The 23,634-nt window shown below is 64.7% G+C and carries 24 protein-coding genes and 1 pseudogene; 13 read left to right on the plus strand and 12 right to left on the minus strand.

The annotated features are described in order from the left end of the window. The first annotated feature begins 3 nt into the window (after nt 1-3). Nucleotides 4-507, plus strand: a complete 504-nt coding sequence (locus tag NP3_RS04760; RefSeq protein WP_063038089.1) for a MarR family winged helix-turn-helix transcriptional regulator — start codon at nt 4-6, stop codon at nt 505-507. 74 nt (nt 508-581) lie between these two features. On the opposite strand, the gene NP3_RS04765 is transcribed toward NP3_RS04760, so the two are convergent. Further along, nucleotides 582-1,010, minus strand: a complete 429-nt coding sequence (locus tag NP3_RS04765; protein WP_063038091.1) for a DUF6636 domain-containing protein — start codon at nt 1,008-1,010, stop codon at nt 582-584. A gap of 100 nt (nt 1,011-1,110) precedes the next feature. Here NP3_RS04765 and NP3_RS47630 point away from each other — a divergent pair, with 100 nt between their 5' ends. Beyond that, entirely contained in the window at nt 1,111-1,509 is a 399-nt protein-coding gene (locus tag NP3_RS47630; RefSeq protein ID WP_157124093.1) for a hypothetical protein, read from the plus strand. Nucleotides 1,510-1,709: 200 nt separating this feature from the next. Next, nucleotides 1,710-1,931, plus strand: a pseudogene (locus NP3_RS46450) (DUF3556 domain-containing protein); the annotation flags it as partial. A 37-nt stretch (nt 1,932-1,968) separates the two neighbouring features. Here NP3_RS46450 and NP3_RS04775 read toward each other — a convergent pair. Then, nucleotides 1,969-3,177, minus strand: coding sequence for an RNA-guided endonuclease InsQ/TnpB family protein (locus NP3_RS04775; protein ID WP_063038095.1), 1,209 nt, complete (start codon nt 3,175-3,177; stop codon nt 1,969-1,971). Between the two features lie 377 nt (nt 3,178-3,554). Beyond that, a complete protein-coding gene (locus NP3_RS04780; RefSeq protein WP_063038097.1) occupies nt 3,555-4,070 on the minus strand; it encodes a hypothetical protein in 516 nt (171 codons plus the stop codon). A gap of 136 nt (nt 4,071-4,206) precedes the next feature. On the opposite strand from NP3_RS04780, the gene NP3_RS04785 reads away from it, so the two are divergent. From NP3_RS04785 to NP3_RS04795, 3 genes are all read left to right on the plus strand, one after another. Next, on the plus strand, nt 4,207-4,521 hold the full coding sequence (locus NP3_RS04785) for a hypothetical protein (protein WP_063038099.1): 315 nt from the start codon (nt 4,207-4,209) through the stop codon (nt 4,519-4,521). A 110-nt stretch (nt 4,522-4,631) separates the two neighbouring features. Next, complete coding sequence (locus NP3_RS04790) at nt 4,632-5,417, plus strand: alpha/beta fold hydrolase (RefSeq protein ID WP_063038101.1); 786 nt, start codon at nt 4,632-4,634, stop codon at nt 5,415-5,417. A gap of 96 nt (nt 5,418-5,513) precedes the next feature. Next, complete coding sequence (locus NP3_RS04795) at nt 5,514-5,948, plus strand: GlcG/HbpS family heme-binding protein (protein WP_084508146.1); 435 nt, start codon at nt 5,514-5,516, stop codon at nt 5,946-5,948. A 40-nt stretch (nt 5,949-5,988) separates the two neighbouring features. On the opposite strand, the gene NP3_RS04800 is transcribed toward NP3_RS04795, so the two are convergent. From NP3_RS04800 to NP3_RS04810, 3 genes are all read right to left on the minus strand, one after another. After that, nucleotides 5,989-6,291: a hypothetical protein gene (locus NP3_RS04800; RefSeq protein ID WP_063038103.1), complete on the minus strand. Its 303-nt coding sequence runs from the start codon at nt 6,289-6,291 to the stop codon at nt 5,989-5,991. A 469-nt stretch (nt 6,292-6,760) separates the two neighbouring features. After that, nucleotides 6,761-7,057 carry a hypothetical protein gene (locus NP3_RS47635; protein ID WP_157124094.1) on the minus strand — a complete coding sequence of 99 codons (297 nt, stop codon included), beginning with the start codon at nt 7,055-7,057 and terminating at the stop codon, nt 6,761-6,763. Continuing rightward, nucleotides 7,042-7,371 (minus strand): hypothetical protein, encoded by a 330-nt coding sequence (locus NP3_RS04810; RefSeq protein ID WP_169814442.1) that lies wholly within the window; start codon nt 7,369-7,371, stop codon nt 7,042-7,044. Before NP3_RS04810 ends, NP3_RS47635 begins: the two co-directional genes overlap by 16 nt. A 472-nt stretch (nt 7,372-7,843) precedes the next feature. On the opposite strand from NP3_RS04810, the gene NP3_RS04815 reads away from it, so the two are divergent. Beyond that, on the plus strand, nt 7,844-8,977 hold the full coding sequence (locus tag NP3_RS04815) for a helix-turn-helix domain-containing protein (RefSeq protein ID WP_063038109.1): 1,134 nt from the start codon (nt 7,844-7,846) through the stop codon (nt 8,975-8,977). Between the two features lie 58 nt (nt 8,978-9,035). Here the strand turns inward: NP3_RS04815 and NP3_RS04820 are convergent, their stop codons facing one another. Further along, complete coding sequence (locus NP3_RS04820) at nt 9,036-9,827, minus strand: transporter substrate-binding domain-containing protein (protein ID WP_063038111.1); 792 nt, start codon at nt 9,825-9,827, stop codon at nt 9,036-9,038. 106 nt (nt 9,828-9,933) lie between these two features. Here NP3_RS04820 and NP3_RS04825 point away from each other — a divergent pair, with 106 nt between their 5' ends. Together NP3_RS04825 and NP3_RS04830 are read left to right on the plus strand one after the other, a co-directional pair. Beyond that, nucleotides 9,934-10,215, plus strand: coding sequence for a YggT family protein (locus tag NP3_RS04825; RefSeq protein ID WP_063038113.1), 282 nt, complete (start codon nt 9,934-9,936; stop codon nt 10,213-10,215). A 2-nt stretch (nt 10,216-10,217) separates the two neighbouring features. Next, nucleotides 10,218-10,976, plus strand: a complete 759-nt coding sequence (locus NP3_RS04830) for an alpha/beta hydrolase family protein (RefSeq protein WP_063038115.1) — start codon at nt 10,218-10,220, stop codon at nt 10,974-10,976. Nucleotides 10,977-11,022: 46 nt separating this feature from the next. Here the strand turns inward: NP3_RS04830 and NP3_RS04835 are convergent, their stop codons facing one another. After that, entirely contained in the window at nt 11,023-11,829 is an 807-nt protein-coding gene (locus NP3_RS04835) for an SAM-dependent methyltransferase (protein ID WP_063038117.1), read from the minus strand. Nucleotides 11,830-12,126: 297 nt separating this feature from the next. Here NP3_RS04835 and NP3_RS04840 point away from each other — a divergent pair, with 297 nt between their 5' ends. After that, nucleotides 12,127-13,767, plus strand: coding sequence for a putative bifunctional diguanylate cyclase/phosphodiesterase (locus tag NP3_RS04840; protein WP_063824671.1), 1,641 nt, complete (start codon nt 12,127-12,129; stop codon nt 13,765-13,767). A gap of 5 nt (nt 13,768-13,772) precedes the next feature. Here the strand turns inward: NP3_RS04840 and NP3_RS04845 are convergent, their stop codons facing one another. Then, nucleotides 13,773-17,243: a serine/threonine-protein kinase gene (locus tag NP3_RS04845; RefSeq protein ID WP_063038119.1), complete on the minus strand. Its 3,471-nt coding sequence runs from the start codon at nt 17,241-17,243 to the stop codon at nt 13,773-13,775. Between the two features lie 345 nt (nt 17,244-17,588). Beyond that, nucleotides 17,589-18,044 carry an SRPBCC family protein gene (locus tag NP3_RS04850; protein ID WP_063038268.1) on the minus strand — a complete coding sequence of 152 codons (456 nt, stop codon included), beginning with the start codon at nt 18,042-18,044 and terminating at the stop codon, nt 17,589-17,591. Nucleotides 18,045-18,518: 474 nt separating this feature from the next. Between NP3_RS04850 and NP3_RS49770 the strand changes: the two genes are divergently transcribed. Further along, the gene (locus tag NP3_RS49770) at nt 18,519-18,782 is read left to right on the plus strand and encodes a uroporphyrinogen decarboxylase/cobalamine-independent methonine synthase family protein (protein WP_218024805.1); all 264 of its coding nucleotides are present in this window, start codon (nt 18,519-18,521) and stop codon (nt 18,780-18,782) included. 6 nt (nt 18,783-18,788) lie between these two features. After that, nucleotides 18,789-19,313, plus strand: a complete 525-nt coding sequence (locus NP3_RS49775) for a uroporphyrinogen decarboxylase/cobalamine-independent methonine synthase family protein (protein WP_218024806.1) — start codon at nt 18,789-18,791, stop codon at nt 19,311-19,313. Here NP3_RS49775 and NP3_RS04860 read toward each other — a convergent pair. Together NP3_RS04860 and NP3_RS04865 are read right to left on the minus strand one after the other, a co-directional pair. Next, complete coding sequence (locus NP3_RS04860) at nt 19,214-20,635, minus strand: amidase (RefSeq protein ID WP_063038121.1); 1,422 nt, start codon at nt 20,633-20,635, stop codon at nt 19,214-19,216. The genes NP3_RS49775 and NP3_RS04860 overlap by 100 nt on opposite strands. A 205-nt stretch (nt 20,636-20,840) precedes the next feature. Continuing rightward, nucleotides 20,841-22,100, minus strand: coding sequence for a cytochrome P450 (locus NP3_RS04865; RefSeq protein ID WP_063038270.1), 1,260 nt, complete (start codon nt 22,098-22,100; stop codon nt 20,841-20,843). Nucleotides 22,101-22,290: 190 nt separating this feature from the next. On the opposite strand from NP3_RS04865, the gene NP3_RS04870 reads away from it, so the two are divergent. Continuing rightward, a complete protein-coding gene (locus NP3_RS04870) occupies nt 22,291-23,583 on the plus strand; it encodes a hypothetical protein (RefSeq protein WP_063038123.1) in 1,293 nt (430 codons plus the stop codon). The last annotated feature ends 51 nt before the right edge of the window (nt 23,584-23,634 follow it).

Here is a 23,634-nt window from a genome sequence, read left to right on the forward strand (position 1 = left end):
GGCATGGAACTTCTTACCGTTCTGCGGACCGCTTCCCTGCTACACGACTCCGCTCGCGAGCTGACGACTTTGCTGGATCGCCATCTGGCCCAATACGACGTCACAACGCAGCAAGCAGCACTGCTGGTCAACCTGGCCGCTGGCGAAACGAGCCCCAACCGCCTGGCGACCGCGCTGGGAACCGATACCGCGGGCATGACCAGGCTGCTCGACCGACTCGAAATCAAGCAGCTTGTGCACCGTCGCCGCAGCGACACCGACCGCCGGGCGATCGTCGTCGAGTTCACCGAGGCAGGGCAGCGGCTGACTCCCCAGCTTGTCCCGACTTTCGGATATGCCGCCGACGAGATGTTCACCGGCATCACCGAATCCGATATCCAGCATGTTGGTGATGTGCTTACACGCGCTATCGCGAATCTGCGCCCAATCAATTCCCGCCCCGCAAGTGCGACACGATTCACCGGCCCTGCCACCGATAGTGACGCAGCGCTGCCGGGCGAGGCTTAGCGATACGGAGCTCTGAACCATCTCCGGATAAGGAACCGGGACCGGGTGCGCAATCCGGTCCCGTCACCACCCGATCAGCCCAGCTGATAGTCCTCCCGCGCGAGCGAGAACCAGTGGCCGGTACGGGTATTCGCGCACTTCATGCCGGATGTCCGACTCTCGCAGAACACCTCGCCGGACCGGAAGGACTGGCCGTAGTCCAGGATCGGCAGACTGCTGTCGCGGATCGTGTCACCGTGGCAGGTGAACCGCGACGGATCGCCCTGGAACAGCACGATGCGGTCGCCATAGGCCTGATAGCAGTTGCTCGGCCTGCCCGGCGCCGCATACGAATGGTCGCCGATCTCGCAGACCGCGCCCTTATCGGCAACCACACAGGTCATATTTCCGGACGGCGACCGAAACCCGTTCGACAGATCCGGCTGCTGCGCCCCCGCCACCCCGAAAGCCAACATCGACCCGGACACCGCCGCCAATGCCGCAATACCCACCCGATTCATCATCCGAACTACCCCCAATACAGGATCCGATGCGGCAGGCCACGCCCGCCGATCGACACCGGACCACACAGAGAAGTTCGCGGATCGACCGAGAAGCGTATCGGTGGCGCATGCCACCAGTTCCGCTGGCAGCGGGGTTGCCCAGCTCAGCTGGTGGCGAGCTGGGCTGTACCGACGGTCATGGGAAGCCGCCAAGGATGGTGCGCTCATCGAGCGCGGAATCCAGGGGGCGCAGACTGGATTCCACATGGCACAAGCGGTAACGCGGACGGCCGAACAGGAAGTCGCACGGCTCGCCGAGAACGATCGCATTCGACAGTTGCGCGAATCGGAGCAGGTCAAACAACTGCGCGAGTTGGGCCACGATGCCGGACGTCGGACTGTGGGTGCCGCTCGGCAGGCCATCGCGTCAGAGCCGGGACAGCAGGCGCGGCGGATGGCCGACCGCACGGGTGCGGGGCTGAAGGACGCGTACATCAGGCGTCAGGGCCAGCAGTCATAGCTGGCTGACCTTTCGCTTCGCCGAGGACTGCCGACTATGCGGGAGCCGGGTCGCTACATCGGTGTCTCGGCCGGTGTCGGCGGTCTCGTTCATCGGCACTGGTGATTGACAGCTAATGGTCGAGCTGTCAACGTATCGGAGCACATCGGGGTCCGTGACTCGGCTCGGTGCTCCGGTGTCGGCGAATCGGAGAGTGCTTTATGGGGTTTCTCGAACCCGACCTGCCTGTGGTCGATATGGCGGAGTGGAGCAAGGGCACTCGCAGTGAGCGGATCCGGCCGATGGCGCGGCACTGGGCCGAGGTGGGATTCGGGACGCCGGTCGCGCTGCATTTGTTCTATGTCGGCAAGGTCTGTCTTTATGTTCTCGGTGGCTGGCTGATCATGTTGGCCACCAAGGGGATCGATGGATTCGCGAATGTCGATGGAATGGAACGTCTTCTTGGCTTTCTCCCCGCGACTAGAGGTGGGGGATTCCCACCTTCACAGGTCGGGTTTCCTGCTTCATCGGCGACCGCCGCGCCGACGACTGCCGGGTTGGTCTTACACCGCCTCCACAGGCAGACACCGCCAGCCCGGCGGCCAAAATATTCCTCGCAGCGTTGATATCGCGATCATGGGTCACACCGCACCGGCACACCCATTCCCGCACATGCAATGGCATCGTGTCGTTCACCGACCCACACGCCGAGCAGATTTTGCTCGATGGGAACCATCGGTCCACCGCGATCACCTCACGCCCGTACCACGCGGCCTTGTACTCCAACATGGAACGCAACTGCGACCACGAAGCATCGGAGATCGCACGCGCCAGACTGCGATTGCCCAACATCCCGGCCACGTGCAGGTCCTCGATCACGATCGTTTGGTTCTCACGAACGAGCCGAGTACTCAGTTTGTGCAGATGATCCCTGCGGCGGTCGGTGATACGGGCGTGGATACGCGCCACCTTCCGGCGAGCCTTCTCCCGGTTGACCGACCCCTTGGTCTTGCGGGCCAGGGCGCGTTGAGCTTTCACCAGCCGCGCCTGTACTCGCCGCTGATGCCCGGGATTGGTGATCTTCTCGCCGGTCGACAACGCCAGCAGCGAAGTGATCCCGGCATCCACACCAACAACGCTCTCGGTCGGCGGGTGGTGAGCTACCACGGTCTCGGTGAGCAGCGACACGAACCAGCGGCCCGCACTGTCACACGACACGGTGACCGTGGACGGTTGCGCACCTTCGGGCAACGGCCGAGACCACACAATATTCAGCGGATCGGCCATCTTCGCGAGGGTGAGCTGCCCGTCACGGAAAGTGAACGCCGACCGCGTGTACTCCGCCGACGAGCGAGACTTCTTCCGCGACTTGAAACGCGGGTAACGCGCCCGCTTATCGAAGAAGCTGGCGAACGCGCCCTGCAGGTGCCGCAGTGTCTGCTGCAACGGCACCGACGACACCTCACCCAAGAACTTCAGGTCATCGGTTTTCTTCCACCCAGTAAGCATCGCGGAGGTTTCGTTGTAGTTGATGCGCCGCTGCTCGGTGTACCACGCGGTCGTCCTGGCCTCCAGCGCCTTGTTGTAGACGAAGCGGACACATCCGAACGTACGCACAAGCTCCCGCTCCTGCTGCTCGGTCGGATAGAAACGGTACTTGTACGCCCGCTTCACCAACGTCTCCCCCATGCCTTACATATTAACAGTTGGGTTGTTAAGTAGTGAAATCATCTGCGTCAGAATTATTTTCGGCACCGGACACGCCGGGCATGAACTCGACCCACTTCCTCATCGCAGCTGAAGTCAGACGTCTTCGCGCTACGGACATTGGATGATTTTCGGTGTGCTCGTATCGTTCGTCGCATCCGTGATCGCCGGAAACTGCTGCCCGTATAAGATTTCGTTGCCCTCCGGAATACGCTACTGCCTGGTCGACGCCGCCACCTGCGAATTCGAGCGTGGCAAAGTAAAAGTCGCCGACATGGTGCCCCTGGGCCGACGACGTCCCCGTCCACGTCGTCCACACCGACCGTGACTGATCCGATGGTCGCGCCGCGTGCGGGTCGTCACTCGAGCTCGTTGATCGGGCGCACGCCCTCGACCCCTAGTTCGACGCGAGTGGCGGCGATGAACTCGTCCTGCGCCGTCCACAACTGCTGGAACAGCTTCGGTGGAATTTCGCTCGCACCATAGTTCGCGCGTGCTGCCGCGACTTGACGTGCGGCTGTGAGTATTTGCAGTCCGGTCGCAACTGTCTGTTCCGACCTGCACACGATCCGTAAGGCGACCCACGCGGACTCGAGTCTCTCCTTGTACGGCCGCCCGGCTTCGTCGAAAAACGGCATCAGCTCATCGGGTGCCTGAGGATGCGGAACGGCCGAGATAAGTGCGGTCGGCTCGAGCGCGAAGGCGACATACTGCCGGTAAGCCGATGCGAACTCGTTGTAGGTCGACAGCCTGATATCTCGCCACTCGCGCTGGTGATCACGGTGCCATTGCCGTTCTTGATTCCGGATCGTCAGCCACCCGCCGAGCACGACTCCCAACAGCACGGCCAGTGCGGATATTGCAGGTCCCAGCATGCCGACACGTCCCTCCCACAAACTTGAAACACGAAGTGCCCCAAGGGGAGGAACAATAGCTCGTCGCAACCCTCGGGGGTCCGTATTCTGGGTTCATAGCGGCAGATCGGCCGGGGGAAGCGAGGAGGGCCACGAAATGCTCAGTCTGGAAATGCGGTATCGCGATCTCGTTGAGGAAGTCGAGCGTGTCGACCATGCGAAGGTCAGTGCCGACCAGATCACCGAGCTGCATCGCCGTTTGGACCAGCTCGACTACGAACTACGCACTACGGTCGCGCATGGGTTGCGTCGCGAGCAGCTCACCCGGCTCAGCGAGGTGGCGGCGGACAAACTGAGCACCAGGGAGGCGCACGCCAAGCTTGCTCGTGACGTGGCGCAGGCGGCTGAGGCGCGACAAGCCCACGCTGCGCGGTCCGTAACCAGCGCGCAGTCCAGGAGCTATCGTATGTAATCCTCGATTCCGAACGGCCGTTCGGCGCACGCAGGCCCGTTGATGTAGACCTATACCGAGGCGACATCGACGAGGAGACAGGCCATGAACGTCAACGCGGGACGCGTCCGATGAGCGGTGAGCCGCTTGTGCTGTTGCACGGTGTGGCGATGTCGGCGCGGGTGTGGGATCCGTTGATTCCGCAGCTGTCTGCCCGGTACCAGGTGCTCGCGCCGACGGCGCTGGGGCACCGGGGTGGAGCGGCGGTGTCGCGGCGGCCCGCGCGGATTGCCGACTTTGTCGATGAGGTCGAACGGCTGCTCGACGAAAAAGGTTGGGCGACAGCACATTTGGTCGGCAACTCACTCGGCGGGTGGACTGCCGTCGAGTTGGCGCGCCGGGGTCGTGCGCGCACGGTCTGTGCGCTTTCACCGGCCGGATTCTGGGATGCGGGCGGCACCGGGCACGCCGATTCCTCCGCGACCATCGCGCGCAACGTCGCCTTCGCCCGCCTGACCAGGCCGCTCGCACCGTTGACGCTGCGCTTATCGCTGGTGCGGCGCTCGGCCTTGCGGGTCATCGCCGAACACGGCGATCGCATCGAAGCATCGGCGGCCGCGGGCATCGTCGCCGATCTGCTCGGCTGCACGGTCACCGATGATCTACTGAACACCCGAGATGCGATCGCGGATTTCGAGCGACTACCTTGTCCGATCACCGTGGCTTGGTCGCAGGCCGACCGCATCTTTCCGGTGGCGGTCAATGGCACGATCGCCCAGCAGCGCCTGCCCGGTGTCACGTTCGAGGTTCTTCCCGGCGTCGGGCACGTTCCGATGATCGACGATCCCGAGCTGGTCCTACGCACCATCCTGACCTGCACCACAACCGGCGAGGATCCGTCCTCGGAAACTCCCTGACTCGAGCGCCGCACGAATCGCCCACGCCCACAACCAGAATCGACACCGCCGAGCGCTGCCTTTGACGGCCGAGGCTGTCGTCGTTAGTTTTGTGTCGTGTCTGATACCCCGCGCTTTCCGGGACTGAAGTCGGCCGATGCGGATTGGTTGGTGCAAACCGCGCTTGCGGTCGGTGCGGAACGAGGGTTCCCGCCGCTGGCGGTAGCAGTTGTCGACCTCGCGGGTGAGGTGTTCGCGCTGCGGCGAGGCGACGGCGGTATGCCTATGACCAGCCGAATCGCGGTGGCCAAGGCGCGCACCGCACTGCTTGCACTGCGGCCCTCCGGCCAGATCGAACTGCCCGGCGGGATCGTAGACAGCATCCAACACCTCTACGGCGGCGACTTCGTCCCATGGGCAGGCGGTGTTCTGATCACCGACGGTGACTTGATCCTCGGCGCCGCAGGCGCATCCGGAGCCCACGCCCTCGAAGACGAAGCAGCCGTGCAAACAGCGGTGCAGCGGTGGCAGGACAACCGTTCCACTAAATAGTCGGAAGGTGTCAGCCCATCCAGTTAGTAGCAGCTGTGCTTCAGATTCCCAGAGTTGCCAGCATCCAGTCCTCGGCCGCTTTGAGATCGTTGCCCGGAATGGCTCGAGTGGCGTAATGCGGCTTGCTGACCCAGCGGCGCGAGCCGGGGCCGGTCATCGGTCGCACCACCCAGCGACCGAACTCGCGGCGCACGCCCTGGTACCCGCCACCGGTGTCCTGCGGATGTAGCCTCCGCCGATGCGGCAGCGCCAGCACCACCGCATGCACTACGCCGGTCAGCCGGTCGCGCATGCTGACCGGGCCGATGTAGTCGGCGTAACGTTGTCCAATCGGCAATCCCATGCCATCCCCTTCTATCCGCATTCGGCGGCTGTGACGACCCGTGGCTCGGACGGGGTTTCGATGGGTCCGTATTGCCTGCCCTGGATGGTACCGCTCACCGACGAGAAGATCCGCCAGTATCCAGCTGAGCATGGCGCGCCAGCCGTGTAGGTCTGGCGTGCCCACGGGACCAGGCTCGTTCGAATGTGCTCACCCACAGAATCCCAACCACCCGCTGCGTTCCGGCGCTGCAAACTCAGGTAGTAGACATGTGTGAGACCCGGGTCGCCATCGGAAGGCATGTCGCATTTCGCCCAGCCATAGCCTTCGATCCTCGGCGGTAGAACGGTTGGGGTGGACCAGGGGCCGAATCCATTGTCGCAGATGGATCGCTTGGCCTCAGTGACCGATGGTCCGCCGGAACCGGCACTCGCGACGTTGCCGCCAGCGCCAGAAATCAGTAAGGCGCAGAGCGCACTGGCGACGATGTTCAGTCGAAAGATGTTGTACCGCATGCAGTTTCCTCCCCTGTCGCACTAACTTCTCTATCTCTGACGCTGGTCGGCTGATTCGTGATTACGTCGACTTTGTCGAGTTCAGCATCCGAGTCCGATACCCAGCCGTCGACAACTCGGCTCAGCGAACCATCTGCGCCCTCGTAGATCGGTGCGCTATCAATTGGAGCAACGTCGAGTTTGTCCTGGGTGTCTGCGTTGAAGGTGGCGAGAAGCGCCCGTACAGATGGCGCGATTTCTTGCGGGCGATACGGAACTAGATCGGAAAACATCGCGACGCCTCCAACGGATTTGGGAGGTCCGGTGCACGAAGCAGCGCGACCCAGTAGTCATCGCGAAGCGCGTCCCAAAGGTCCTCATGCTGAGGAAGCGTCTCTCGGGCGTCGGCCAGATCCGGGTCCGCGTCGAACATGATCGTTCCCGGTTGCGCTCCGTAGAACGGTGTCTTCGACGGCAACCGGTAGGCGGTAAAATGCTCCGCCGGAAACTGCACGCGGAGGATACGCGGCGCACGCCCTACCAACTGCCATACCGCGACCTTGCGGCCGTCCTTGGTTTGCGTGGTCCGCAACTCATCTCGGCGCATCATGCCTCCCCGTTGGTGCGCCCGGTGCCGGGGGAACTGGACACCCCGGCACCGGAACGATTTTTCGGTGTCGGTCGAACAGCCCACCGGTTGACCGCACCGACAAAGAGCGCGATCACTTCGGCGGGTGGCGGTTGCCACCGCTGGGCCTCGGGCCGATGTGGTCCGACAAACGGGTTTCGACGCGGTAGGTCTGTTGCAGTCACGGTCTGGTCCCCCTAGTCGCTGCAGTTGGTCAGGGCACCCGTTGGCGGGGACACGACGGGCCAGTCGGTTCACTCGGCACCGGGTACCGCCTACAACCATGTCGGGCCGCCCCATGCGCGATGCAGTGGCAACGACCGTGGCATCGCGTACCGGGTGTCAACTCTCTCGTAGTAGCGATAGCCGGGCAGTGGCATCGGGGGTGGCATTCGTGCCACGGGAGGCAGTACAGCTTTCCTCCTGACGCGGAGGCGGGAATGATCGAGGTATGAGCAGCGGGACCGGCGACCTGATCCGCCAACTTCGCTTGGCTAAGGGCTGGTCTCAGGGGCGACTGGCCGATGAGCTGTGCAAGGTATCCGGTGCCAACATCAGCCGCGAGTACATATCCCGGCGTTGGGAGTCCAACGCCATGGAGCCCTCGGCGTTTTGGTTGCGTCATCTTGCGGCGGTGCTGGATTGTCCGCCTGAGTTGTTGGAGGCGAACGTGAACCGTCGCGAATTCCTCAGTCACCTAGCCGCGACTTCGGTAGCGCCCGTCGTGGCGTCCGACCTCTTGGCGCAAGGGTTCTCGGCTCGGTTGAATCCGGCGCGGCCGGGCATCGAAGCGTGGGAAGACCGGCTTGTGACGTACGGCCACGATTACATGAGCGCGGGGGCCGCTGAGATCCAACGTCGGCTGGCAGCGGACATGATCGTGCTGCAACAGCAATTGGACTCGCCACGGATGTGGTCCGTCGCTGCACGCTTGATGACGTTGTATGCCAAGACATTTCCCGGAAGCGACGGCCGAAAGGCAATCAACTGGTATTCGATGGCCGCTGAAGCGGCGGATCGCTCGGACGACACCAATATTCGCGTGTGGGTCCGTGGTCGCGCGGCAATCGCGCTGGGCTACGAAGGTGCCGCGCTGCCGGTCGCTCGCCGGTTCGCCGATCAAGCGCTTGCGATCAGTGACCGGCCGAGCTTGGGTCGGCTCAACGCCTTGTGGGGTAAGGCGCACGCCGTCGCTATTCAGGGTGATAAGGAAACAGCTCGCGGACTGATCGACACCGGCCGAAGAGAATTCGACCGGTCCGGGTCGGATGATCAGGCCAGCGACTACGCGGTCCCCTGGTGGCGCGTAAACGTCTTCCTGTCACTGCTGGCCGCCCGAATGGGTGACGAACGGACAGCGGTGGCGGCCCAGGACGCAGCGAGAGCTGATCTCCCGGATTCGCTGCCACGTTTCCGCACGCACCTGGACATGCATCAGGGGTTGATGCTCGTTCGCGATGGCGATCGTGTCGAGGGGGTGAAGCTGGCGCGAGCGGCGCTGAATGCCCTACCGCCGGAAAAGCATTCGCTCACGCTCAGGATGTTGATGAACGAGATCGCAGGGCCTGCGGAGGCTCGCACCTGACAAGACACTGCCCGCGAGCCGATTCGGAACGCACTGCAAATGGGTTCCCGCCTCAGTCTCAGCCGATCCAGTCGGCAAGCAGCTGATTGCTTCTGCCGGTGCGGATTTCGGATTCGAGCCAGGTGTTGACGACGGTGTTGAAGAGGGTGTCGCCCTTGGGCAGGAGGTAGGCCTTGGGGGCGGAGTCGAAGGGGGTGTCGGGGTGGAGGACCTGGAGGGTGGGGTGGGTGCGTCGGCGGTAGCGGCCCTCGACCGAGTCGGTGACGAAGACGTCGGCGTTGTGTTGTTCGAGCTGGTCGTAGATGGTGAGGTTATCGGGCCAGATGGTGAGTTGGGCTTCGGGGAAGTTGGTGCGGGCGAAGGCTTCGTTGGTGCCGCCGCGGTTGACGATCACGCGGACCTCGGGGCGGTTGATCTGGTCGACGGTGGCGTAGTCGGCGGCGTCGGTGCGGCGAACGACGGGGGTCTTGCCGTCGATGGATGTGGGGATGGAGAAATCGGCGACGACACGGCGGGCGGGGGTGTCGGAGATGCCGCCGACGGCGATATCGCAGCGTGCGAGGAAGTCGTCGGTCAGGGTGGACCAGGTGGTCGGAATCCATTGCGGGACAACATGCAAGGTCGCGGCGAGGTCGGTGGCGAGGGTGATGTCGACGCCGCGGTAGGTGCCGTCGTCTTCGCGCAGGGTGTAGGGCGGGTAGTCGCCGGTGGTGCAGATGCGCAGCACACCCGACTGCTGCACGGTGATCAGGTGCGATGCCTCCTGGGCGGTCGCGACCGGCCCGGTGGCGAGCAGCCAGGTCAGGGTCGACAGGACGGCCAGCGGCAGATATCGGAGCGGTCGGCGCATCGGGACAGGCTAACCGACCTGATAGTCGGCTGAGAACCCGGCGAATGGGACACTTCCCAGCCGGTGCCGACCGTTGATACTGGTAGACACCACGAAGGAGTGCGACATGACCCTTATCGGCACCTTGCTCGGGTTAGCCCTGACGGTATTCATCCTGCTGCTACTCGCGCGGCTGGTACTCGATTGGGTAGGCGTGCTCGCCGATGGCAGGCATCCCCAGTGGGTGGATCGCGCCCGCGACCTGAGCCACAGCGCGACCGAACCGGTGATCGCCCCGGTGCGTCGGTACCTGCAGCCGGTTCGACTGGGCGGCCTCTCCATCGACCTGGCGTTCACCGTTGTGTTCATCGTCGCCTTGGTCCTGCGTTCGATCTTCTTCAGCCTGTAGCGATGGAATCCGTCGCCTACGGCCCGCACCGCGACCAGGTGGCCGACCTGTACCTGCCCGCAGTGGACGGTCCGGCACCGCTCGTCGTGGTGCTGCACAGCGGATTCTGGCGAGCGCAGTTCGATCGCGAGCATGCCCGGCCGGAGGCGCAGGCCTTGGCCGCCCTGGGCTATGCGGTTGCGAACCTCGAGTATCGCCGGGTCGGTGACCGCGGCGGTTGGCCGACAACCTTCGACGATGTCGCGCGAGCACTCGATGTTCTACCCGGATTGATCGAAGATGCACGGCCGGACCGCATCGACCAGGACCGCATCCTCTACATCGGACATTCCGCAGGCGGACATCTGGCGTTGTGGGCGGCACTGCGGCATCGGCTGCCGAGCGAAAGTGCTTGGCGCACTGCGGTTGCGCCGCGAGTGGCCGGTGTCGTGGCCTTAGCGCCTGCGGCGAATCTGGTCGATGCCTATCACCGCGGCAATGGCCAGGGCGCGGTCGCCGAATTGCTCGGCGGCGGGCCACCAGACTTTCCCGAGCGCTACGCCGCCACCGACCCATCGGTGCTCGGCACCGCCGACATCCCCATCGTTGTCGTACACGGCGATCGGGACCAACGCCTGCCGATCGAAATGGCGCGCGAGTACTGCGCGAAATCCGGCGCCGAACTCGTCGAACTGCCGGGCATCGGACATTTCGAACTCATCGATCCCGATTCCACCGCATGGCCTTTCGTCGTGCAGGCGCTGCATCGGTGCCTGCACTGACAAGGTGCGCGCCGTCAAGCGTGCCTGGGTAGCGCGGCAGTAGAGGTCAGATCTTGCGGGCCACACCGCCGTAAGCACCGGATTCCTCGGGCGCGGTACCGATATCGTCCGGATTGTCGGGCCGCCACAGCGGCAGATGCACAAGTCCGGGTTCGACCAGTGACCACCCGTCGAAGTATGTGGCGATCTCGTCCTTGGACCGCAGCATGATCTCGGTCGAGGTGCGGCCGGAGAGTTTCTGCGCCTCCAGCACTTCGCTCGGCTGCCCGTCGGAGGTGGCATGGGTGATCGCGAGGAAGCTGCCGCGACCGACCGAATCTCGCAGGGCGGCAACGCATCCGAGCGGATCGGCAGTGTCGGCGACGAAATGCAGCACCCCGAGCAGCAGCACCGCGACCGGCTGGTCCATATCGATCAGCTTCGCGACCTGCGGGTCCGCCAGAATCACATCCGGTTGGCTGATATCGGCTTGGACGACCGCCGTACGCGGATCGTCGTCGAGGATGGCGCGACTGTGCGCGACCGCGACCGGATCGATATCGACATAGACCACCCGCGCCGACGGATCACGCCCCTGAGCGACCTCGTGCACATTGCCGACCGTCGGAATCCCGGACCCGATATCGAGGAACTGACTCACCCCCGCATCCACGAGGAAACGCACGCACCGCCGCAACAGATCCCGATTCGCCCGCATGGTCTCGGCGATATTCGGCGTGAACGCCTCGATCTGTCGTGCCAACTGCCGATCGATCTCGAAATTGTGCATGCCGCCGACGAAATAGTCGTACACCCTGGACGCACTCGGCCGATCCAGATCGATACCCTCGGGAGCCCAACTCGGTCTGGTCATGAAAACCTCTCGTACCGCGCATATTTCGATCGCCCCCACACCAGCGAAACCGCCGCCATCGTATACCGGACGTCCCCACCACGCGCGCCGCCGAAGGTACTGGATATACCGCTGCGCCCGTCGGGCAGAACCCCCGGGAACGGCGGTGTCTCCCAACGTCATCGGTCGGGAGAGCGCTGTAAGATCAGGTCTCATGGGTTGGGAAGCCGGGCCCGGTTCAGGAGACGGCTCGCGCGGCGACCTGACCGGACGCTGGACTGCCGCGCTGACAGGTGGGGGCGTGATCATGTGGTACCGATGAGTGCGGGCGAGGCGCGCATGCTGCTGACGCGGCTGGCTATGGAGTTCGAAACAGCAACGCAGACAACCGAATCCGCCGATCGGGTGGCCGAGTTGGGTGCGGAGTTGGCGCGGTCGCATTTTGTCGGCGACGAGGTGCTCGGACGCAGCATCGCGGCGCTCAGCGCGCATTTCACCGAAGCGGGCACCATCGCAGCGGATCGACTGCCCGAATTGCTGGCTGCCTTCACAAACGGGTATATCCGCGCATTCCGGGCGTGGCTGCTGGCCGAGCAGGAGAGTGTCCGCGCCGCCGAAATCGCCGCCCGACGCGCCGTCGCCGAACAGTTGCGCGCGAGTGAGGCGCGGCTGCGATACCGCGCCCACCACGATCAGCTGACCGGCCTGCCGAATCGGACGAAATTCATCGACACGCTCGCCGCCGCCTTCGCCGATCCGAGCGCCGACTTCGGCCTCTGCTATATCGACCTCGACCATTTCAAACTCGTCAACGACACCTTCGGGCACGCATTCGGCGACCAACTGCTCATCCAGGCCGCCACCCGCCTGCGCGCCTGCGCCCGCCCCGGCCAATTGGTGGCGCGCATGGGCGACGACGAATTCGTCATCCTGGTACCGCAATCCCGGGAAAACGCGGCCGCGGTCGCGAAGCACATGCTCGACGCATTCACCAAACCCTTCGACATCGACGGCCACCACCTCACTGTCACCGCGAGCATCGGCGTCATGGAGGGACGCACCGAACACACCACCGCCGATGAACTCCTGCAGGCCGCCGGCACCACCATGTACTGGGCCAAGGCCGCGGGTCGCGGCCGCTACGCGGTCTTCGACGCCGATCGCGGCCGCCGCGAACATACCCGAGCCGAACTCTCGGCGGCCATGCCCGCGGCCCTGCTCCGCGACGAACTGTTCCTGGACTACCAGCCCATCGTCGCTCTCACCGACCAGCGAATCGTCGCAGTGGAGGCGCTGGTGCGCTGGCGGCATCCGCACCTCGGCGTACTGGCCCCGGCGCAATTCGTGGATCTCGCCGAGGACAACGGCCATATCGGCGCATTGGGCGCGCAGGTGCTCGAACGGGCGTGTCGCGACAGCCGAGACTGGCACGACCGGTTTCCGGGCCGGACGCCGATCGTGAGCGTCAATGTTTCCGCCGCCGAGGTCGCCGACCCGACCTGGCTGGATCGGGTTCAGGACGTCATCGCCGAGACCGGCATCCCAACGGACCGGCTACAACTCGAACTGACCGAGCGGGCGTTCATGCACACCACCGGTCGCCCGCTTCAGGCCTTGCGCACGTTGTCCGAGGCGGGGGTCCACATAGCCATCGACGATTTCGGCACCGGATACTCCAACCTCGCCTACCTGGGCCAGTTGCCGCTCGATGTCGTCAAACTCGCGGGACCGTTCATCCGCTGCATCCGCACCCCGGAATCCCCCGGTGCCACCGATCTGCTGGTGCTCGAATCCATTATCGAACTCACCCATGCCCTCGGCTTCACCCTCACCGCCGAATGCGTCGAAACGCAATATCAGGCCGATCGGCTGGAATCGCTCGGCTGCGACAGCGCGCAGGGCTGGCTTTTCCACCAACCTATGCCCGTCGAGCAGATCACCGAATTACTGGCCAGGTGATGGCATCAGATTCGTTGTGTCGCATGAGCATTGACCAATGCAAGTAGGAATTCCGCTGGCACATCGGGCCATTCGGGACGCCAGCGTCCGGTGACCTGATCTTCGTGCACGGCCGCGAGTGTGGCGACGACGTGTGGTCCCCCGTCCAGCAGATAGCGAACCGAACCGAGTTCGGCGCACTGGGCGGTTACCGTGGCCAGCAAGGTCTTTGCCGCATCGGTGCGGCCTGCGGCGCCGAGGCAGGCGATCAACATTCGGCGTGCTTTGAGCAATTCCCTCGGCCGCTCGACGGATTCGAGCAGATCCACCCATTCCTGGGCCCATGCGCAGGCGAGTTCGGTCTTCTCCGGTACTTCCGCGGCGAGCAGCAGCCGGATCGCGGTGAATTCCTCGTACAGAACGGTGAATTCATCGATCGCGTCGATCGGCTCGCGGCGGTTTCCGTAGTCGACAACTGGCAGCGGACCGAATTCCGGATGCGGCGGCAATCCCAATCGCAGCCGCTCGTTCTCGACCTCTGCGCCCAGCCGCGGCAATGACATCGAACGCGCGACGCGCGCACCCTCGTTCAATCGGCGAATCGCGGCCGCGCGATCGCCACGCAATGCCTTGATACGGGCCCCGACGACATAGCGCGCCAATTTGAAATCGACGACACCCGCCTCGGGCCCCAGCTTGTAGCCCTCGTCGAGCAGTCGCTCCGCATCCGCGACTTCCCCACGTTCGTAAAGCAATTCGCCGAGCAAGGATCCGGCCAGCCGCGCACCGTAGGAATGGCTGCCACCGGACTGCTTGGCCACCTTCATCGCCTTGCGGAAATACTGCTCAGCACTGGCGATATCGAGTTGCAGGCTCGCGGCCAGCCCGAGAAAGCACAGGCCGTGAATATTGTTGTAGAAGCCTTTGTTCTGGCGCATATACGGTGCGGACCACTCCTGGATGCGCAGCGCCTCGTCGAAGTCGTAGCGATACCCCGCGGTGAAGGTGGCGACATTCGCACCGATCGCCACTACATACGGTGACAGCTCCTCGGCCCGGAAAAAGCACGGCGCGAGCATGTCGTCGACTCCGGCCAGCGCATCCGCGCGCACCGCGACCACCGCACGCACCACACCGGCTTCGGCCCGCAGTCGCGCGGTGCCGCCTTCGTCGAGTCCAGCGTGATCGAGCGTCGATTCCGCAAGGCGCAGTGCGCGTTCGGCCGGTGCGGCCCGGTGCAGCAGGATATTCGCCCAGGCCAGATCCAGTTGCAGCCGTGGATGCGTTTCGATGATGGTCGCGGGCAACTTGTTGACCAGACCGATGAGACTGGCGAACTGCCCGTATTCCAGCAACGACATCCCGTCCCGCTCGACGATCTCGATGGCCCGCTGCTCATCCCCCGCCAAAAGTGCGTGATCGACCGCCTCGCTGACATGCCGATGCTCGGCCAGCCACCGGGAAGCCACCCGGTGCAATTCGGTGATCCGTTCGGGTCGATCGCGTTCCAGCCGCTGCTGCAGGAAATCTTGGAACAGGTGGTGATAGCGGAACCAATTGCCGTCATCGAGCTTGCGCAGGAACAGATCCTGCAGTTCGATCTGCTCCAGCATCGCCTGCCCGTCCGGTACACCGGTAAGTGCCGAGGCGAGTTCACCGCAGATCCGCGGCGTGATCGAGGTCGCGACCATGAAGTCGAGCGTTCCGGGTTCGAGGGTATCCAGGACGTTCTCGACCAGGAACTCGCTGATGGCGTGGTGTCGACCGGTCAGATGGCTGATCAGCTCTCCGGGATCGTCGCTGCCGCGCAATGACAGTGCCGCCAGTTGCAATGCGGCGACCCAGCCTTCGGTGGATTCGGTGAGGTCCTCGATATCGGCGCGATCCAGTTCCAGTCCGCCCAGCTCGACCAGAAACGTATACGCCTCCGCGATGTCGAAACGCAATGCGGTGGGACCGATTTCGACCAGTTCGTCGCGGGCCCGCATGGAACTCATCGGCAGTCCGGTCTGACTGCGGCTGGTGATCACCAGATGCAATGTGGGACTGCAGCCTTCGAGTAGAAAGCGCAGTGCGCGAGTCGTGGCGGGATCGGTGGCGCAGTGCCAGTCGTCGATGACGACCACGAGCTCCTCACCGCGCCGGTCGATATCGTTGATCAGCGAGGTCAGCACATAGCGTTCGGATTCGTCCCCGTGCTCCTCGAGCAGTTCGCCGAGCTCGCGCGCGAGCGAAGGTCGTGCGGCGCGAATGGCTTCGATCAGATGCGAGAGGAACCAGACGACATTGTTGTCGTCGTGATCGACGGTCAGCCAGGCCACCGCGACGCCCTCGGCGGTCAGGGCCTCGCACCATTGGGCCGCGAGGGTGGTTTTGCCGAATCCGGTGGGGCCGTGGACAACCGCGAGCCTGCGATTGCGTCCGTCGCGCAGCATTGCGATCAGGCGCTGGCGATCGACCAGTGGACGGTTGGCCACCGGCGGCCGCAAGCGGGTGGCGGGCACGGGTGGGGTGATGGTCGATGAGGTCGCCGAGGTACGGCGGCGGCCGGAGGTCGGTGTCGGTGACGGCCGATGTCCGACACGTTCGGCGGCGGGCAGCGGGACCGGCATATCGTCGGGCGACAGGCCGTGCCGCTCCTGGATCTCGCGCAGTTGCGCACCGAATTCGGCTGCGCTGGAAGGCCGTTCCGCGCGATCGCGAGACATCGCGCCTTCGATCGCGGCGGTCACGTCCGGGGGCAGGCCCGCCTCACCGAGATCCGGTATCGGCTGTTTGGTGATGCGCAGGAACTGGGCGACCAGCTGCTCGCCGTTGCGTCGCTCGAAGACCGCGTGACCGGTGCTGGCGCAGAACAGAGTCGAGGCCAGGCTGTAGATATCGGATGTCACGTCCGGAACATGGCCCTGCAGCACCTCGGGTGCGGTGAAGGCGGGTGAACCGGTGATCGTGCCCGCGGTCGTCTCGAAGCCGCCGACCAGCCGGGCGATACCGAAATCGGCCAGTTGCGGTTCACCGTATTCGGTGAGCAGGATATTGCCGGGTTTCACATCGCGGTGCAGCAGGCCGCGTCGGTGCGCGGTCTCCAGCGCGCCCGCGATCTTCACCCCGATATGCAGGGCGTCCTGCCAGCCGATCGGACCGTGCTCCTGAATGCGGGTGTCCAATGAGCCGTGCGGGTGGTACGGCATCACGATGTATGGCCGCCCGGTCGCGGTGGAGCCCACCTCGAAAACGCTGACGATATTCGGATGACCCGACAGCTTGCCCATGGCGAGCTGTTCGCGGACAAAACGTTCGAGATTCTCCGATTCCAGATCGGCGGTGAGCACCTTGATCGCCACCATGCGCTCGAGGGCGGGCTGGGCACACCGATAGACAACACCGAATCCGCCACGCCCGATCTCGGTGGCATCGGTGAACCCGGCGGCGGCCAGCTCTGCCGCGAACCCTGAGGTGAGGTCGCGTTGCGTGGAAAGCGGATCGATATGCGACACGACGACCCCGATTACAACTACCAGCCAGCTACTTCGAGCATATTCCCGTCGCGACGATTCCGCCCGCGCTCGGTAAGATGCCGCCGCAATTGCCTGCGGTGCAGGCGGTCCTGGCCGCCGAATGTCCGGCCGCCGAAACTATTCCCGGTCCGCACACCGGAAGGCTACCGGTTGGCGAACTGTGTCACGCCTTTGGTAGCCGCCGACGTGGCGCGGCAGCTGTGCGAGATTCATCCTGGGCAGTCCGGCACTGGCAGCGGCGGATCGGCATTCTCGACGAGCGATGCGAGCATGCGAGTCTGCCTTGGGATTTCGGCACGCAACCGAGCGAAGTTCAGCAAACGCCTACCCTTCGGCGATGGCCGCGAGTCGATCGATGGACGCTCGGAGTTTGTCGGACGTGGTGGCACGGGCGCGCGGGAGCCGGTTCTCGTCGGCCAATCGCGACCAGTCGTAGGTATGTGTGACCCGAGTGTGCGCCGCGTCCACCGGCTCGAGCTCCCAGCGCCACAGGTGGCCCGGCGGTTCGCTCGCCGGTTCCGCAGGCAGCCAGGCGATCCGGCGGCCCTCTTCGAATTCCACGATGTGGTTCTCGCGGATATGGCCCTTCGTGGTGGTCATGGCGAAGACCTCGCCGACTTCCTTGACACGTTGGCCCGCCGGGGCTTCGGCCAGGTTGTCGTTGCCGTCCCACCGCGGCTGTTGCGCCGGATCGGCGATCAATTCGAAGATTTCATCCGCACCGGCCGCGATCTCCCGGCTGGCGGAGACAATGCGTGGCACCTCGCTGTCGTCGGTCATACCCATGATCGAAGCATCCGAGCCCGGCTTCCGCCAGGTCTTGTGTTGCGATTTCCAACCGGGGCAGTCAATTCGGGTCTTTCAAATCGCAGATCCACCTACACTCGCGCCGTGAGCATCCCCACCGAGCCGATCGGTAGCATTCCTCGTTCCTGGCGGCCTACTACTCCGGAGAACTCGACGCACCCGCGCTCGCCGAACTCCAGGCCCGCGCGGTCTCCGAAACCATCGACGAACTGGCCGCCCTCGGCTCACCGGTCGTCACCGACGGTGAGCAGTCCAAACCGAGTTTCGCCACCTATCCCATCACCGGGCTGGCCGGGCTGGCACCCGACGGCGCGGTGATCCCCTTCGCCGACGGACATCAGCGACAGTTGCCGAGACTCACCGCGGGACCGTTCCGCTACCAGACCTTTGCGCAGCAGTATCTTCATGCGGCGCAACAACATTCGCAGCTTCCCGTGAAGCAGGCGGGTGATCGCGCCGTCCGCGCTGAGTCTGCTCTATCCGGCCGACGGCATCGAGGGCTACGGCCGCGAAACATTCCTGGCCGACCTGGCCGACGAAGCCGAAAAGGATATCCGCGGCTGTCTCGACGCGGGCGCACACTCGGTCCAACTGGATTTCACCGAGGGTCGGCTCTCACTCGAGCTGGATCCGAGCGGCGGCGTCCTCGAGAGTTTCATCGAACTGAACAACTCGGTGCTGGAACGCTTTTCGGATGCCGAACGCGCATGAATCGGCGTGCACCCCTGCCCCGGCGGTGATCAGGACTCCACGCACACTCTCGATGTCGAGTACACCGCACTGCTGCCGAAACTGTTGCAGCTCAGGGTCGGTGCGTTCTATGTACAGCTGGCGAGCGAGCCGGATCCCGACAAAATCCTGGCCGTCATCGCCGAATTCCTGCCCGCCGACGCCCGCATCTTCGTCGGCGTCACCGACCCCATCGACCCGCAGGTCGAAACTCCGGAGCAGGTCCGCGACCGCGTCCTCAACGCTGCCCGCTACCTGCCTGTCGATCGCCTCGGCACCTGCGACGACTGCGGTTTTTCGCCGTTCGCCGACGACACACCTCCACCTCCCGCGAGATCGCCTTCGCCAAGGTCCGCGCCCGCATCGAAGGAACCGCTCTGGCGGCTGCGGAACTGGGCGTCTGATCGCCGGAATCAGACCTGCTGCGTAGTGGGCTCCACGTCGATCCGCGGGAAGGGGTTCTCCGCTTCCAGCAGGTACCCGATCTCCAGCAAGGTGCGCTCGTCGCCGTAGGCCGCGCTGCACATGACGCCGATCGGGACACCGCTGGACCCGATGCGCGTCGGCATCGATAGGGAAGGCGCCCCGGTCACATTAGCGATCGGGGTGTAGCCCACATACGTCCGCAGCCGCTCGATCAGCTCTTCGGACGGCACCTTCGGATCGAGATAACCCAGCGGCGGCACCACATGGGTGACCACCGGCGAAAGCACGAGCTCGTACCGCGTGAATACCTCGGCATAGATCCGATACGCCCGGCGCAGCCGGTAGAGCGCGGCCGGTGTGCGCAGGATGCGCTCGCGGTGATAGCGACCCAGACCGCGCGTGAGATCGTCGAGCGCATGGCGATCGAATGACCTGCCGTGCAGGACCTTGCCACCGATGGCCGACATATCGGCAAGGAATGCCCAGTACAACAGGAAGTCGTCGGCGAGGTGCGGCGGGAAGGGGACAGCCATCGGCTCGACCTGATGTCCGAAGCGTTCGAGCAGCTTGGCCGCGAATTCGACCGCGCCGCGTGTTTCGGCATCCGGTTCAGCGCCGGTTCCGGCGGTGGTCAGCAATCCGATACGCAGGCGGCGGTCGGCCGGGCCGTGCACTTCGCCGATCGGCACGAGCTCCGGATTTCGCCAATACCGTTCGGCGGCAGCGGTATACGCGGCGGTATCGCGCACCGTCCTGGTCAACACGCCCTCGGAGATGAGCCTTATCGGCAGATGCTTGTCGAGAACGTTGTCCAGGTGCCGATATCGACTCGGCTTCAGTGCGACCAGTCCCGCGCACGCGGCCGGAATCCGCAACGACCCGCCGCCGTCATTGCCATGGGCGACCGGCACGACACCGGCCGCGACCATGGCGGCCGAACCGCCGGAGGATCCCCCGACCGAATACTCCGGATTCCACGGATTCCTGGTCGGCTCGGCGGCTTGGAATTCGGTCGTCGGGTTCAGACCGAATTCCGGCATCCGCGATTTGCCGAGCACCGTCACCCCGATGCTGAGGAACTGCGCGGTGTAGGCGTCGTCGCGAGCGGCCGGACGGGCCACGAACGCGGCGCTGCCCTGATTGGTCGGCATGCCCGCGACATCGGCATTGTCCTTGACGAACGTCGGAACGCCATACCAGGCACCGGCACGCCCCGACGCGTATCGCGGCCGATCGACACTCGCGTACGCGATGGCATTGAGCTGCGGCTCCACCAGCGCCGCGCGGTCGATCGCCGCTCGGGCCAGTTCCTTCGGACTCACCGCCCCCGACCGAACCATGGCCGCCAAGGCGACGGCATCGTGGTCGGCCAGGACGTCATCGGCGAATGCGTGTATTCGATCGGCCATAACACTGCCCACAGCTGCGAATCACGGGTCCGGGCGCGTCGAACCCTACGTAGTAGACGTTCGTCCAGCTAGGGAAATTGTACGCGCCCGGTCTCTGGCGAATCAGCAGTATCGACCTCCTCGCCTCCGCGCACGGATGCTGTTCCGTTGCGGCTCCACCGGCGGGTTCCCGCTCCACCGCGCGGCTACGACATTCGAGTGCGCGTCAGAAGACTTGCAGCGGAGGGGATTTGGGGAATGCAACAGGGAGGGCGACCACGGCACGGTGGAACGGCCCCGGTCGCCATTCCAGTTCTTCGACGGGGATGGCCAGCCGCATTTCCGGTAGGGCGTCCAGGAGTTGATCGATCGCGTCCTGCGCGATCAGGGTCGCGATCGAGCGGGCGGGGCAGGCATGCGGGCCGACACTCCAGGCCAGGTGGGAGCTGTTGTCGGTGTATGTGCCGGTGGTGATCGCGGGATCGTTATTGCTGCCGGTCATGCTGATGACGACCGGCTGGTGCGCGGGTAGCCACGAGCCCTCGATCAAAACCGGCTGCTTCGGGAAGGTGATGCAGTAGTTCGATAGCGGCGGATCAGTGAACAGCACCTCATCCAACGCATCGCGCGTGGACATGGTGCCGCCGAGTATGCCGCCGCCGAACCGGGTGTCGGTCAGCATCAGTCGCAGCGTATTGACGATCAAATTCTGAGTCGGTTCCATACCCGCGCCGAAGAGGCTGAGCACCTGGTGGATCATCTCCGGATCGTCGAGCTTCGCCGGGTGGGCGAGCAATCCGGAGACGATATCGTCGCCCGGCTGGTCGCGCTTGAGCTGGATCAGTTCGAACATCGCGTCCATGACCATCTTGTTGCCCTCGACGGCCGCATCCCCGCCTTCCATCAATGCGGCCATACCAGCCGCAGCACGCTGGCTGATCTCCTGCGGGCAGCCGAGTATTGCGTTGATCACCGTGAATGCCAGCGGCAATGCGTACTGCCCGACCAGATCCGCCGCGCCTTCCGCACAGAAGGTATTGATCAGCGGAGCGGCGATCCGCTCGACGGTGGTATGCAGAGCGAACAGGTCGACCACACCGAGACCCGCGACGGTCGCCTCCCGGTAGCGGGTGTGCTCGAGGCCCGCGGAACGAATTGCCGCCGGACGCCACTCGAGCATCGGCCGCACCGGGCAGTCCTCGGGAACACCCTGCTGCCAGCTACGCGAATCGTGCGGAAAATGGTCGGGATCATTGAGGATCTGCAGCGCGGTGTAGTAGCCGATCACCAAAGTCGCGGGTACACCCGGCGCCAACTCCACCGGCACCAGCGAACCATATCTCTTCCGCATCTCGTGATACGCCTCGTGCGGGTTCGCGGCGAATTCCGCTGAGTAGAGCGAGATTCGGGGGCCGTTGGTATCGATCGGCGAGCCGTGCGGGACAGGGCGGGGGCGGGTGGTGGTTGCCGACTCTGGCGTGGTCAAGAGACGTGACTCCAGTCGTTGAGCAGAAGCGATGAGCATGGTGCGCGACCGCAGGCGCATCCGTGCCGCCTGCGCAGAGCAGAGCCAGCGTACGTCGGCGGCCCGGTCCGCGCGTACCGAGCGCCCCACCGTTGGCCATACGACATGTGACCGGCATTACAGTAGGTAGGGACGACACGAAGGACGGCGATTGAGCACAGCAGCGCACGGCAACCCCTGGGTGGCCGTTCGACCGGAGGACGACCTCGCGCAGTTGGCGCGACAGGTGTCCTGCGCGCATCGCTGCTTCATCGAAGGCGACGAGCGGCTGCCGATCGATCCAGTACGGCCGGTGGTCCTGGATTCCTGGCGGCGCAGCCGCAGCAACGGCGTCGATCCGGACCGCTTCGGCGCCGGTGTCGACCTCGATGGCCTTGAACTGCAACGGTATCGGGCCACCCATCCGACCGCGCTGATCCGACCGGTGGTGCGCAAACTGCTCGTCGAGGATGCCGCCGAGGCCGGACTACTCGTCGCGATCAGCGATGCCGAGGGCCGATTACTGTGGGTGGAGGGCGATTCGAAGGTCAAGGACCGGGCGCTGGCCATGAATTTCGTCGAGGGTGCGGACTGGAGTGAGGACCGGGTCGGCACCAATGCACCCGGCACCGCACTCGCCCTCGATCACCATGTGCAGATCTTCGGGGCCGAACACTTCAGTCGCGTGGTGCACGAATGGAGTTGTTCGGCTGCGCCCGTACATGATCCGCGCAGCGGCCGGATCATCGGCGCCATCGATATCACCGGCGGACCCCGCGTGGCGGCGCCGGAGGTGTTGTCACTGATCCGCGCGACGGTATCGGCCGCGGAATCCGAACTGCGGCTGCTCATGCTGGACGCGCCGAAACCGCTCGTGTCGACGACGGCACGCCTCGAGGCGCTCGGCCCGGCCCGGCCGACGCTGATCCGCGACGGTGAGCGCATCCGTCTATCGCAGCGCCATGCCGAAATCCTGTTGCTGCTGGCCAATTACCCGGAGGGACTGAGCGCCGACCATCTCGCCATGCTGCTCGACGAATCCGAGCTGGATCCGGTCACGGTACGCGCGGAGATGTCGCGGGTGCGAAAGATGTTGGGCGCCAATGGTCTCGGCTCCCGCCCCTATCGGCTGCTGATGGATCTGGATACCGATGTCGACGAGGTTCGGCGTGCACTCGCGCGCGGCGATACGTCGGCGGCGTTGCGCGCCTATCCCGGCCCGATCCTGCCCCGCTCGCTCGCACCGGGTATCGCCGAGTTGCGCGTCGAATTGCGCGGACGCCTGCGCGCGGCCCTGTTGACGGCCGGTGATCGCCGCCTGCTCGCCCGCTGGACCGGTTCGGCCGACGGGCGCGAGGACGTTGCGGCGTGGACCGCCTACCTCTCCTCGCTGGACCGTCAGTCCTCGCTGTATGCCCAGGTGAAGACACAATTACGACTACTCGACCGCAAATTGGGCATCTGACCAGTCTCTTGCAACTGTCGTGCAACATGGGCGCTTCTAGTGTTCCGGATC

Origin of the sequence: Nocardia pseudovaccinii NBRC 100343 (assembly GCF_001613225.1) — a bacterium.
GTDB classification, from domain to species: domain Bacteria; phylum Actinomycetota; class Actinomycetes; order Mycobacteriales; family Mycobacteriaceae; genus Nocardia; species Nocardia pseudovaccinii.